At 62.2% G+C, this 12,712-nt stretch carries 9 protein-coding genes; 6 read left to right on the top strand and 3 right to left on the bottom strand.

All coding sequences use genetic code 11. The features are described 5' to 3' along the window. Positions 1 to 9 precede the first annotated feature (9 nt). A complete protein-coding gene (locus LRS11_RS05875) occupies positions 10 to 1,428 on the bottom strand; it encodes an acetyl-CoA carboxylase biotin carboxylase subunit (protein WP_260495954.1) in 1,419 nt (472 codons plus the stop codon). A gap of 188 nt (positions 1,429 to 1,616) precedes the next feature. Here LRS11_RS05875 and LRS11_RS05870 point away from each other — a divergent pair, with 188 nt between their 5' ends. Then, the gene (locus LRS11_RS05870) at positions 1,617 to 2,567 is read left to right on the top strand and encodes a LysR family transcriptional regulator (protein ID WP_312026996.1); all 951 of its coding nucleotides are present in this window, start codon (positions 1,617 to 1,619) and stop codon (positions 2,565 to 2,567) included. Here the strand turns inward: LRS11_RS05870 and LRS11_RS05865 are convergent. Both LRS11_RS05865 and hexR read right to left on the bottom strand, forming a co-directional pair. Then, positions 2,521 to 2,736 carry a PA3496 family putative envelope integrity protein gene (locus LRS11_RS05865; protein ID WP_182832521.1) on the bottom strand — a complete coding sequence of 72 codons (216 nt, stop codon included), beginning with the start codon at positions 2,734 to 2,736 and terminating at the stop codon, positions 2,521 to 2,523. The two genes, LRS11_RS05870 and LRS11_RS05865, sit on opposite strands and share 47 nt — an antisense overlap. Positions 2,737 to 3,007: 271 nt before the next feature. Further along, a complete protein-coding gene (gene hexR / locus LRS11_RS05860; RefSeq protein ID WP_260495953.1) occupies positions 3,008 to 3,874 on the bottom strand; it encodes a transcriptional regulator HexR in 867 nt (288 codons plus the stop codon). Positions 3,875 to 3,983: 109 nt separating this feature from the next. Between hexR and zwf the strand changes: the two genes are divergently transcribed. The 5 genes from zwf (at position 3,984) to LRS11_RS05835 (ending at position 12,698) form a co-directional block, all read left to right on the top strand. Next, positions 3,984 to 5,411: a glucose-6-phosphate dehydrogenase gene (gene zwf, locus LRS11_RS05855; protein WP_260496865.1), complete on the top strand. Its 1,428-nt coding sequence runs from the start codon at positions 3,984 to 3,986 to the stop codon at positions 5,409 to 5,411. A 280-nt stretch (positions 5,412 to 5,691) separates the two neighbouring features. Continuing rightward, on the top strand, positions 5,692 to 6,210 hold the full coding sequence (locus LRS11_RS05850) for an Hcp family type VI secretion system effector (RefSeq protein ID WP_160077581.1): 519 nt from the start codon (positions 5,692 to 5,694) through the stop codon (positions 6,208 to 6,210). 181 nt (positions 6,211 to 6,391) lie between these two features. Beyond that, complete coding sequence (locus tag LRS11_RS05845) at positions 6,392 to 8,506, top strand: type VI secretion system tip protein VgrG (RefSeq protein WP_260495952.1); 2,115 nt, start codon at positions 6,392 to 6,394, stop codon at positions 8,504 to 8,506. Further along, positions 8,491 to 9,321, top strand: coding sequence for a DUF4123 domain-containing protein (locus LRS11_RS05840; protein WP_260495951.1), 831 nt, complete (start codon positions 8,491 to 8,493; stop codon positions 9,319 to 9,321). Before LRS11_RS05845 ends, LRS11_RS05840 begins: the two co-directional genes overlap by 16 nt. A 20-nt stretch (positions 9,322 to 9,341) precedes the next feature. After that, a complete protein-coding gene (locus LRS11_RS05835; RefSeq protein WP_260495950.1) occupies positions 9,342 to 12,698 on the top strand; it encodes a LysM domain-containing protein in 3,357 nt (1,118 codons plus the stop codon). Positions 12,699 to 12,712: the final 14 nt, after the last annotated feature.

Genomic DNA, 12,712 nt, shown 5'->3' with positions numbered 1-12,712 from the left:
TTCCTTCCCCTACAGGCCGGCGTGGGCGGCAATGGCGGTGGCGATGGCGATGGCCAGGTGCGACGGGTTGCGCTTGATCGAATACTCAGTCAGCTCCGGGTGAGACTCGACGAAACTGGTATTGAACTGGCCGCTGCGAAACTCCGGGTTACGCAGGATTTCCTGGTAGTAGGCGGCGGTGGTTTTCACCCCCTGCACGCGCATGTCGTCCAGGGCGCGCAGGCCACGGGCCAGCGCCTCTTCCCAGGTCAACGCCCAGACCACCAGCTTCAGGCACATGGAGTCGTAGTACGGCGGAATGGTGTAACCGGTGTAGATCGCCGTGTCGGTACGCACGCCGGGGCCGCCGGGGGCGTAGTAGCGAGTGATCTTGCCGAACGAGGGCAGGAAGTTGTTCTTCGGGTCCTCGGCGTTGATGCGGAACTGCAGGGCATAGCCGCGGTGGATGATGTCTTCCTGCTTGACCGACAGCTCCAGGCCGGAGGCGATGCGGATCTGCTCGCGAACGATGTCGATGCCGGTGATTTCTTCGGTGATGGTGTGCTCCACCTGCACCCGGGTGTTCATCTCCATAAAGTACAGCTCGCCATCCTCGGCCAGCAGAAACTCCACGGTGCCCGCATTCTCATAACCGACAGCCTTGGCCGCGCGCACCGACAGGTCGCCGATATAGGCGCGCTGCTCAGGCGTCAGCTGCGGGCTGGGGGCGATCTCGATGAGTTTCTGGTTACGCCGCTGGATCGAGCAGTCGCGCTCGAACAGGTGCACGGTGTTGCCGAAGCTGTCGGCGAGAATCTGCGCCTCGATGTGCTTGGGATTGACGATGCACTTCTCGAGGAACACCTCGGCGCGACCGAAGGCCTTGGTCGCCTCGGAGATCACCCGTGGGTAGGCCTGTTCCAGCTCATCGCGGCTGTTGCAGCGGCGAATACCGCGACCGCCACCGCCGTTGGTGGCCTTGAGCATCACCGGGTAGCCGATGCGGTCGCCTTCGCGCAGGGCTTCGGCGATATCCGCCACGTTACCTTCGGTGCCGGGGGTGCAGGGCACGCCAGCGGCGATCATGCTGCGCCGCGCCTCGGTCTTGTCGCCCATGCGGCGGATCACTTCGGCCGACGGGCCGATGAACTTGATCCCGCGCTCGGCGCAGATATCGGCCAGCTCGGCGTTCTCCGAGAGGAAGCCGTAGCCGGGATGCAAGGCGTCGCAGCCGGTCTCCACCGCCAGGTTCACCAGCTTGCGCGGGTTGAGGTAGCCGGCCAGCGGATCGTCGCCGATGCTGTGGGCCTCGTCGGCGCGCTTGACGTGCAGCGCCATGCGATCGGCTTCGGCGTAAACCGCCACCGAGCGAATGCCCATCTCGGCGCAGGCGCGCACGATGCGGACGGCAATCTCGCCACGGTTGGCAATGAGGATTTTCTTGATCACGAGCCTGGTTCCTCGATCACGTGAACAAACGACCGCCGCAGAGCGGTCGACGGGCGACCGTACGCCTTGTAGCGGTCTTGGCTTTACCCTACGCCGGCACGGCGATTAACCAAAATCAATATTTGTTGGGCTAGTCATTAGTAAAGACTTATAGTTGAGCGAATCAACCCTCCTGGCGAGCCATAGCTATGCGTAAGTCGCTGATGCGCATGACATTTCGACAGCTGCAGATTTTCCGGGCAGTCTGCGAAAGCCGCTCCTACAGCCGCGCCGCCGAGGAAATGGCCCTCACCCAGCCAGCCGTGAGCCTGCAGATTCGCCAGTTGGAAGAGCTGATCGACCAGCCGCTGTTCGACTACGTGGCCAAAAAGCTCTACCTGACCCCCGCCGCCGAGGCGCTGCTGAAAGCCAGCGAAGACGTCTTCGGCCGCCTGGAGAGCCTCGACATGCAGCTCTCCGACCTGCAGGGCTCGCTGCAGGGCCAGCTCAGCCTGGCGGTCGAGTCCAGCGCCAAGTACCTGGTGCCGCACCTGTTCGCCGCCTTCCGCGCCCAGCACCCGGAAGTCAGCCTGCAGCTGGTGGTGGTCAACCATGCCATGGCGGTCAGACGCCTGTCGGCGAGCCGCGACGACCTGCTGATCATGTCGCAGGTGCCGAGCGAGCTGGCGCTGGATTTCTTTCCGTTCTTCAACAACCCGATCATCGCCGTGGCGCCGCCGACGCACCCGCTGTGCTCGGTGGAGCGCCTGCGCCTGAGCGATCTCAGTAGCTTCCCGCTGCTGGTGCGCGAACCCGGTTCAGGCACGCGCAAGGCTTGCGAGGAATACTGCCACCAGAAGCGCGCGCACTTCGCCCAGACCATCGAAGTCGGCTCCACCGAGTCGCAGGTGGAAGCGGTGATCGCCGGCCTCGGCCTGGCCCTGCTGCCGCGCCACGCGGTGCGCCTGGAACTGGCCGCCGGGCTGTTGCGCGAACTGCCGGCCGAGGAGCTGCCACTGCTGCGCAGCTGGTGCGTGGTGCACAACCGCGGCAAACGCCTGTCACCGGTGGCGCAGGCGTTTCTCGACTTTATCCGTGTCGAGCGCCTGCAGATCAGCGCCCTGGGCGAGCGCTTCGCGGCTGCGCAGACTGCAGCGTAGTCAGGTAGTTGGCGGCGATCAGCTCGGGAAAATCGGCGACCTCCTGGCTGAGGCGGCGCTGCTCCGAATAATCCTCGATCGCCCGGCGGAACTGCATGCGGCGCAGGTCTTCCTGCTGGCGGCGGGTGCGGCTGGCGGAATGTTGCTGGTCAGCGTGATGGCGGGACATGGCACGACTCCAGTGCGGATGCGGGGAGCATCAGCATGCGGGGGAGCCATGACGGTTTGCCGACAGGATGGTGAAGATCGGGTGAAGCCTGAGGCCTGATCCTGTAGGAGCCAGCTTGCTGGCGATAGGCAGACAGCGTCCCGCTGATCGCCAGCAAGCTGGCTCCTACAAAAGCTTGTGCGGAATAACAGTATCTACCAATGCGCGGAGCCAACGTAGGGTGGAGGGCCACCCCGTGGAAAACCGCGCAGCGTTTTCCACCAAGTGCGCCTCAATCCTCGGCGGCGCGCACCGACTTGGGCGACAACCGCAGGCTACGTAAGCTGCGTTTGACGCTCTTAAGGTGGTTGACCAGATCCGGCCCGCGGGCCATCGCCACGCCCATGGCCAGCACGTCGATCACTACCAGGTGGGCGATGCGCGAGGTCAGCGGGGTGTAGATCTCGGTGTCTTCCTGCACATCAATGGCCAGGTTGACGTCGGCCAGGTCGGCCAGCGGCGTTTGCCCGGGGCACAGTGTGATCAGCGTGGCACCGGACTCGCGCACCAGGTTGGCGGTGATCAGCAGGTCCTTGGAACGCCCGGACTGGGAAATGCAGATGGCCACGTCGCTAGGCTTCAGGGTCACCGCGCTCATCGCCTGCATGTGCGGGTCCGAGTAGGCCGCGGCGGTCAGCAGAAGGCGGAAGAATTTGTGCTGGGCATCCGCCGCCACCGCGCCGGAAGCGCCGAACCCGTAGAACTCGATGCGCTTGGCATGGGCGATGGCGTTGATCGCCTTCTGCAGGGCCTGGGTGTCGAGACGCTCGCGCACTTCCATCAGGGTATGCAGGGTGGTGTCGAAAATCTTCAGGCTGAACTCGGTAACCGAGTCGTCTTCCTGGATCGCGAACTGGCCGAAGCTGGCACCCGCCGCCAGGCTCTGCGCCAAGCGCAGCTTGAGGTCCTGGAAACCGGTGCAACCAATGGCGCGGCAGAAGCGCACAATGGTCGGCTCGCTGATGCCGACCTCGTGAGCCAGGTCGGCCATGGAGCTGTGCATCACCGCCGAAGGGTCCTGCAGGACGTAGTCGGCAACCTTGAGTTCGGACTTGCGAAGCAGATGGCGGGACTGGGCAATGTGCTGCAACAGATTCACGGGCGGGACTCGGTTATGATCAGGCTGTAGTGGCCTTGTAGTTATACTACATGAACGGTTGTACCGCACAGGCAAACCCGGAGTCATCCTGTTGAACACCCCCTGCGACATGCTGGTTTTTGGCGGCACTGGCGACCTGGCCTTGCACAAACTGCTGCCAGCCCTCTACCACCTGCACCGCGACGGCCGCCTGGCTCCGGACATGCGCATCCTCGCGGTGGCGCGCAATGTGCTGAACCGCAGCGAGTACCAGGCCTTGGCCGAACGCCGCTGCCGCGCCCAGGTGGCGCGCAACGACTTCGACAATGACACCTGGGCCAGCTTCGCCGCACGCCTCGACTACTTCGCCATGGATGCCTCGCAAAGCGCCGAATTCGGCCGCCTGGCCAAGTTCCTCGATGCCGGCAGCTGCCAGCGCGGCCGCATCTATTACCTGGCCACCGCGCCCAACCTGTTCGAGGCGATTGCCGAAAACCTGGCGATTGCCCGTCTGGCCGGCGACAACACGCGGATCGTGTTGGAAAAACCGATCGGCCATTCGCTGGAGTCGGCCCAGGAGATCAACGCCGCCATCGGCGCAGTGTTCAGCGAGGCGCAGGTGTTTCGCATCGACCACTACCTGGGCAAGGAGACGGTGCAGAACCTGATGGCACTGCGCTTCGCCAATGCCCTGTTCGAGCCGATCTGGCGCGCCGGGCACATCGACCACGTGCAGATCAGCGTCAACGAAACCCTCGGCGTGGAAAACCGCGGCGCCTACTACGACCAGGCCGGCGCCATGCGCGACATGGTGCAGAACCACCTGCTGCAGCTGCTCTGCCTGGTGGCCATGGAGGCGCCGGTGCGCTTCGACGCCGAGGCGGTGCGCAACGAAAAGGTGAAGATTCTCGAAGCGCTGAAGCCCATCAGCGGCCTCGACGTGCAGGACAAGACCGTGCGCGGCACCTATGCCGCCGGCAAGATCGGCGGGCAGGAAGTGCCGGCGTACTACTTCGAGAAACAGGTCGACAACGACAGCGATACCGAAACCTTCGTCGCCCTGCAGGTGGAAGTCGACAACTGGCGCTGGGCCGGCGTGCCGTTCTACCTGCGCACCGGCAAGCGCATGGCCAAGAAGAGCTCGGAGATCGTCATCCAGTTCAAGCCGGTGCCGCACCGCCTGTTCGAGGTCAGCCAGGCCAATCGCCTGGTCATCCGCCTGCAGCCGGAGGAACGCATCAGCCTGCAACTGATGGGCAAGAACCCCGGCAAGGGCATGCGCCTGACGCCCATGGAGCTGGATCTCAACCTGGCCCAGGTGTTCCCGCAGAAACGCCGCTGGGACGCCTACGAGCGCCTGCTGCTGGATGTGATCGAAGGCGACTCGACGCTGTTTATGCGCAGGGACGAAGTCGAGGCGGCCTGGGCCTGGGTCGACCCGATCCTCAAGGGCTGGCTGGAGTACTACCAGAATCCACGCCCCTACCCGGCCGGCACCGACGGCCCGGAACAGGCGCAGAGCCTGCTGGAACTGCAAGGCCGTTCCTGGCAGGACTGACTGCGCCATTTTCTGCACAGGCGCAGCGCAGCCAACACCCGCTCACCGCGCTAGAGCGCCTGCCGCGCCTGGCCCTGCGCCCGCTGCGCCGCTTTCTGCACAGACCTGCGCAAACTGTTGCGCAGCTTTTTGTGCGGTGTTTGGCAAGGCGCCTTTCACGCCCCGCTTAAAATTATTTAACTCATTGTTTTAAAAGACAATTTAAATACTGGCACAGCTCTTGATCGCTCTTCGGCTCCCGGACCAGACAAGGTCCATGACCCAGGCAAGGAGAGCACTCATGCCAACACCCGCGTATATGACCCTCGAAGGCACCAAACAAGGTCTGATCACCGCTGGCACCTTCACCGAGGATTCGGTCGGCAACATTTTCCAGGAAGGTCATGAAGACCAGGTGCTGGTACAGGCCTTCAACCACCAGGTCATCATCCCGCGTGACCCGCAGTCCGGCCAACCGACCGGCCAGCGCGTACACAAGCCGCTGATGATCACCAAGGTGTTCGACAAATCCTCGCCGCTGATCTTCAACTCGCTGACCTCCGGCGAGCGCCTGAACAAGTGCCGCATCGAGTGGTACCGCACCTCCGCCACCGGCACCCAGGAGCACTACTACACCATCGAACTGGAAGACGCGGTGATCGTCGACGTGCAGTCGCGCATGCCGAACTGCCAGGACCCGGGCATGGCCCACTTCACCCACCTGGAAGACGTCTACTTCACCTACCGCAAGATCGTCTGGACCCACGAAGTGTCCGGCACTTCCGGTTCGGATGACTGGCGCTCGCCGATCTCCGCCTAAGGCAGTGCCCCGCTCCCATCATTTATGGGAGAGGGCTGGGCAGAGGGGCATTTTTGCCCCCCGCGTCACGGCACGCCCGTGACGCATCCCGGACAATGCACAGGCCTGCAGGAACGCAGACCGCACTACCCGCATCGGCCAGGTCTCCTGGCCGATGCCATTTCGGCAGAAGGAACAACGGATGTTCGCCCCAGCCAATCAGACCCATTTCAGCCTGAGCATCGACGGCGTCGCGCACGACCTGCAAGTGCTCGAATTCAAGGGCTTCGAGGCCCTCAGCCAGCCCTTCGTCTTCACCCTGGAATTGGTCAGCGAACAGCCCGACCTCGATCTCCAAGGCCTGCTGCACCAGCGCGCCTTTCTCGCCTTGTCCAGCCAGGGCAATGGCATCCACGCCTACATCCACCAGGCCGGCCGTGGCGAATCCGGCAAACGCCTGACCCGCTACCAGTTGGTCCTGCGCCCGCAGCTGGCCTACCTGGCGCACCGTAAGAACCAGCGCATCTTCCAGCAGCTCAGCGTGGCCGAGATCATCGCCAGCATCCTGGAAGAGCACGGCATCGTGCAGGGCGCCTACCAGTTCCAGCTCGGCGCCAGCTACCCCAAGCGCGATTACTGTGTGCAGTACGACGAGAGCGACCTGCACTTCGTCCAGCGCCTGTGCGAGGAGGAAGGCATCCACTACCACTTCCAGCACAGCCAGGACGGCCATGTGCTGGTCTTCGCCGACGACCAGACCGCCTTCCCGCGGCTGGCCCCGGTGGCCTACCAGCAGGACTCCGGCCTGGTCGCCGACGACCCGGTGATCAAGCGCTTCGGCCTGCGCCTGGCCACCCGCACCAGCCGCGTCACCCGCCGCGACTACGACTTCGAGAAGCCGCGCCTGCAACTGGAGGCGGCCCATAAAGGCGATGCGAAACCGGATCTGGAAGACTACGACTACCCCGGCCGCTTCACCGACCGCGGCCGCGGCAAACACCTGTCCCAGCGCGCCCTGGAACGCCACCGCGCCGACTACCAACTGGCCGAAGGCCAGAGCGACCAGCCCCTGCTGCTCAGCGGCCACTTCCTCGAACTAACCGCCCACCCGCGCGCCGACTGGAACCAGCTGTGGCTGCTCAACGAAATCCACCACGAAGGCAAACAGCCGCAAGTGCTGGAAGAGTCCGTCACCGACTTCCTCGGCGGCTCCCTCCCCTCTCCCATTCATGGCAGAGGGGCCGGGGGAGAGGGCACATCAGGCAACTCTGACGACTTCCACCAGGGCTACCGCAACCGCTTCAGCGCCACCCCCTGGGACATCCCCTACCGCCCGCCGCTGAACCACCCGAAGCCACGCATCCTCGGCAGCCAGAGCGCCGTGGTCACCGGCCCCAAGGGTGAGGAAATCCACTGCGACCAGTACGGCCGGGTAAAGGTGCAGTTCCACTGGGACCGCGAGGGCCAGGCCGACGACAAGACCAGTTGCTGGCTGCGCGTCTCCAGCAGCTGGGCCGGTGACCGCTACGGAGGCATCGCCATCCCGCGGGTCGGCATGGAAGTGCTGATCACCTTCCTCGAAGGCGACCCCGACCAACCGCTGCTCACCGGCTGCCTGTACCACGCCGAGCACGTAGTGCCCTACGACCTGCCGGCGAACAAGACCCGCACGGTATTCAAAACCCTCAGCTCACCCGGTGGCGGCGGCTACAACGAACTGCGCATCGAAGACCGCAAAGGCCAGGAACAGATCTACCTGCACGCGCAGAAGGACTGGGACGAAAACGTCGAAAACGATCAGAAGATCCGCATCGGCCACGAACGTCACGACACGGTCGAAGCCAACAGCTACACAGAGCTGAAAGCCGAGGAACACCGCACCACCCACGCCGACCGCAAGGTGGAAATCCGCGCCAACGACCACCTCACCGTGACCAACAACCAGCACGTGAAGATCGGCACCGGCCAGTTCGTCGAAGCCGGCAACGAGATCCACCTGTCCAGCGGCCTGAAAGTCGTCCTCGAAGCCGGCGCCGAACTCACCCTCAAGGCTGGAGGCAGCTTCGTCAAACTCGACGCCAGCGGCATCATCCTCAGCGGTGCGGTGGTGAAGATCAACTCTGGCGGTGGGCCGGGAAGTGGCTCGGGGGCTGCGCCGCTATTGCCGGGCAAGGTGAAGGCAGCAGACAGCGATAAAGCAGGTGAGCTGTTGACTGCAGCACCGCTGAACAGACTGGTGCCTGGTTTAAGTCCGCTGTGCGGCAAACAAAGCAACGGTACCTGCAGCCGCGGAGATTGCCCATGCATGAAGGGCTGAGCAAGTTCCTCAAATTGCCGCGCCGCGAACTGCCTGTGGATGGTGGCAGCCTGCATTTCATCATCAACCCGGCAAGGCAACCGGAGGCCCTGGCGCAGCTCTACAACTGCGGCCAGCCCATCGAAGTGGAATACCTGCTTCACACAACGGAATTTGCCCACCTGGCGGAAAGCGGCCCGATCTGGGTCAGCGTGGGCAGAAGCCACGAGCTGACACAACTCTGTGCGCGCCTGTGCCAAGAGCGCCAAGCAGGCATTGCCATAAGAGCTCAGAACTCTCAGCAGGCGCTGAACCATGCGCGCAGCCTGCTGAAGATCAATGACGGCTCGGGGGGACAAAGTCTGGCTACCTACTATCAGCCCGCGCTCTGGGCCGCACTGGCGATGACGGCTTTGGCACAGGGCACACTCTTTGGCCCCTGGTCAGCAGTTGCCAGCCCGTCACTTGTACACCTACAGAGCGGTCCAGGCCGTTGGCTTGACTGGCAACCCCCTGCAGGCAGCTCTGCTACAGCCAACCCTCTTGCCTTGGCCGACAACAGCGAAAATACCTACGGCACCCTCCGCTGGCTGTACTGGATCGATCAGGAGCACCGAGCCTTTAACTCCCCTACACAGGCAGAACTGCCCGGCTTGATCGGTAACCTCAACACGCTCGGCGAACACGGCATTACCGATGAACGCCACTTGTTGCGCCTGACCGACCTATCGCGCGGGCCCGCCCTGGACTCCCGGCCAGCCGTCATGGCAATCCTGCAAGACAGGACGAAGGCCTTCCTCAAGACAGAGCGCCTGCAGGAACTGGGCGCCTCTTAATCCAGCTGAACGGATGCACTATGGAACTCATCAATTACGTCGTCCGCAGCGGCGACACGCTGACCAAAATCGCCAACCAGCACGGCAGCACGGTTGCCGAACTCCTTGAGCTCAACAGTTTCATCGGCAACGCCGACCAAATTGCAGTGGGTTGGAATCTCAGCGTAGTGGCACGCCCGACCCCAGCCCTCACACAGCCCGCCGCCTCAGCCTCAGCCTCAGCCTCAGCCCAGGCGGACACTCCGGCCAAAGAGCCCGCCGTGCTGCAACTGCCTCCCCTGCAACAGACAAAAATCACACCAACCACCCTCTGTGAAAAAGCTGCGCATCCCTGCAAACCGCGCTTTGCCAACATCATTTACGCCACCCATGAGCAGTCCTTCTGGCTTCTACCCAAGGAGGCCGATGAAGCGCTCAGCGAATCGGCGCACATACTCGAACAGCAGGTGGCACCGAGCAAAAGCAAGGAAGAACGCAAGAAGGGCATGGATGCCTGCGGGCTGCTGGACTACTTCATGGAGCCCAACCTGAGCTTTTTTCTCGAAGGCCAGGACAAGGAGCGGATGCAGTTTTTCGAGCGCGAGCATCCCGATATCGCCGACATCAACCTGGCCATTCAGCTCCAGGACCGCGCCCTCGGTATCGAGCCACTACATACGGGGCCGACCAACGACCGCGCTGAAGCCTCGCGCAGGGCCGCAGAGGATATGAAAAGAATCCCGGATGGCATGGCCAGACGCCATAAGCTGCAGAGACTGCAGTACGAATGGAAAAAGCTCCGGGATATCGCCGTCAAGAAAGCACGGGAGCAGAACTACACCTACCAGAACGGCAGCCTGTTCACCGAAGAGGCGATGAAAGCCAAGCAACGTGTAGACCACTATCTGAAGGCCCGCCAAGAGGTGCTCAAGTACGGAGAGCTGCCCACCTACGAGCAGGAAGAACTGGCCAAGTTGCTGGAGCAGCAATACCAGCTCTACAAGGAAATTCAGGAGTTCACACAGCATTACGGACCCAGCCTGAAGTACCAGGAAATCTTCACTCAACTGACAGCCCTGGAAGCCTACAAGTCCTATGTCGACGCCATCATCAAGGTCGCCGACTATGGCCTGGCCGTCCCCGAATACGCCCTGATCATGGCCTCGGGCGATGCCGGCAGCGGCATCCAGCGCTTCAAGCAATACCAGGAGCACCTCGCCAAGCAGCAGGCCGTCGAAGACGAAATGCGCGAGAAGTACGAGGGCTGGGTCAAGAGCACCGGCCAGAACATGCTCCCCCCGGCCGGCCTGCTCGCAGCCGAGCGGGCAGCCTGGGATGCCGAGCAGACGCAGCTCCAGCAGCTCTACCAAGAGGCTCAACAGGCCGTGGCGAACAGCAAGCCGCGCCGGCATCTGCTCTGGAATCCGGAACAATTCCAGCCTCGTCCCATCGAACGCCTGGTCAAGAGCGACTTCCCCCTGCACGAAGTCAGCTGGCCGGACAGCCCCAAGCCGCTAGGTCATACCAGCATGATGGTGCTGAACGGGCTGGCCAAACCCCGCGTCAAGATGACCCCAAGCTTCGCTGGCAACAGCAGCGCCCAACCAAACTCGCGGAGCGCCTTCAGCGACTGGCTGACAGGTATGGGCGCACAAGAAATAAAGGATCAGGGCGACTGGTTCGATAACAACGGCTGGTTCAAGGTAGAACTTTTTTACGATCATCTGACGAAACTGGGCTGGCAAGTCGACTCCTTGCAGGATGCCGCCATCCGCAAGCAATGGGGTGACCGCCTGTGCGAAGTGCTCTTCCTCGATAGCGTCAGACGCAGCCTCAGGTTGTTCGACCGCAGCCCACAAGCCCAACTGGTACGCTTCCTCTCGGCACCGCCGGAGCGTATCCAGACCAGCACGGAAGCATCGGGCCCCACGCTGCGCGATGCGACCGCAAGCTTCGAAACCACCCTGGATATCGACCTGGCCCGCGGCGAGGTCGAGCTCTTCAATATCGAACTACCCAAGGCCAAAGAGGCCAAGTCGGTGCCGGCCAATTACATCAACTACCTGGGCGAAACCACCACCCTTGATCTGGGCAGATTCTCGGCCTGTTTCAGCGCACGCGCCTGGGGCTTCGCCGGCGCCTCCCTGCAATTAGCGGCCAATCTGGACCTGTCGCCGAGTCGGCTTCGCTATGGCTCCGGTCTCGACCCTATCGAGCCTGCCACCCGCGAGGAAAACACCGCCAGCATGGCGCGTACCGAGGACATGGGGAAAGCCACCTCGGCACCTGTGCAACTTGAAGATGCCGCCAGCGCCAGCTTCAAACTCTTTGCCGGGATACAGGCCGGGATAGAAGTGACCGGGCAACTCAACTGGCTGCCGCCCACGGGTCTGGTCAGCACCCGACTTCAGGTAGGCGAGACTAAAAAAACGGAAGAGAAATGGCTCAACCTCGCCCATCTCACGGCAGAAATCTCCGTCGCAGCAGGCCTGGGCTTCGATAGCGAGGTGTCCCTCTCTCTCGACCAGGGTCGTTTTATTCTGCGCCTGAAAGCCTCACTGATCGCCGGCCCCGGCGCCAGCGGGAGTTTCGCCTTTGCCGTGGGCTACGAAGCCATCGGCGAGCTAATGGACGTGATGCGCCGGGAGTTGCGCAAAAACATGTATCACCAACTGAAGTGGGTCGATGGCAGCTCATTCGACTTGCTCAGCAAACTCAATATCTTCGGTGCCCTCGGCATGGATGTAGGCATGATCTACACCCTGTCGCTGACTACAGTCGATGCCGTAACCAATCTTTATGAAGCGCTCACGGCAGGGGGCAAAGGCGGTCCTATTGCTCACTCCATCATCAACTATGAAAACCAGGCTGAACTGGAACGCTGGTTTATCGATGCAATTCCCGAGGCACTTGGCCCGATGCTGATGACGCTGATCAGCCCGGCTGAGGCATTCGAAATAACGGAGACAGTGGACACTACAGAAGGTCCGCAAGAAAGGGTTACCTCATATGGAGAGCCTGAATGCTGGCTTCTGCAGCAACGAGCCATCGAACAGGTACTCGGCTGGATTGTGCGTAACGCCCAGAGCAATGGCACCGTACATAATGCCCAGCGTCAGTTTGACGAAGCCTGCACACGCATGAACCGCTTTGGTAGCAAACCGCCGAAGCAGGGCAAAGCCTATTGCGAGAATCGAATGCACATGGATCGTTTTATGGACTTCAAGGTAATGAATATTGGTCGGGAGGCTGACATAAATGAAGATATGCGTAATAGCTACCGTGAACATGTCGAGACTCTTGGGCAGCTGCGCGATGGCTTCTGTGGGGAAAGTAATCATTACGGCATTACCTATATGCCTGGCGGCCATGCCACTTATAACGGCCCCGGAGAGTGATTTGACGGAAGAAA

The organism is Pseudomonas sp. J452 (assembly GCF_024666525.1).
GTDB lineage: Bacteria > Pseudomonadota > Gammaproteobacteria > Pseudomonadales > Pseudomonadaceae > Aquipseudomonas.
The sequence above is the reverse complement of the archived record's forward strand: the minus strand, read 5'-3'. Positions and strand labels throughout refer to the sequence as shown.

Excerpts from the sequence above, each read along its gene's own strand:
- LRS11_RS05870 (WP_312026996.1), top strand. The coding sequence starts at position 1,617 with ATGCGTAAGTCGCTGATGCGCATGACATTTCGACAGCTGCAGATTTTC.
- LRS11_RS05865 (WP_182832521.1), bottom strand. The coding sequence starts at position 2,736 with ATGTCCCGCCATCACGCTGACCAGCAACATTCCGCCAGCCGCACCCGC.
- zwf (WP_260496865.1), top strand. The coding sequence starts at position 3,984 with ATGCTGGTTTTTGGCGGCACTGGCGACCTGGCCTTGCACAAACTGCTG.
- LRS11_RS05850 (WP_160077581.1), top strand. The coding sequence starts at position 5,692 with ATGCCAACACCCGCGTATATGACCCTCGAAGGCACCAAACAAGGTCTG.
- LRS11_RS05845 (WP_260495952.1), top strand. The coding sequence starts at position 6,392 with ATGTTCGCCCCAGCCAATCAGACCCATTTCAGCCTGAGCATCGACGGC.
- LRS11_RS05840 (WP_260495951.1), top strand. The coding sequence starts at position 8,491 with ATGCATGAAGGGCTGAGCAAGTTCCTCAAATTGCCGCGCCGCGAACTG.
- LRS11_RS05835 (WP_260495950.1), top strand. The coding sequence starts at position 9,342 with ATGGAACTCATCAATTACGTCGTCCGCAGCGGCGACACGCTGACCAAA.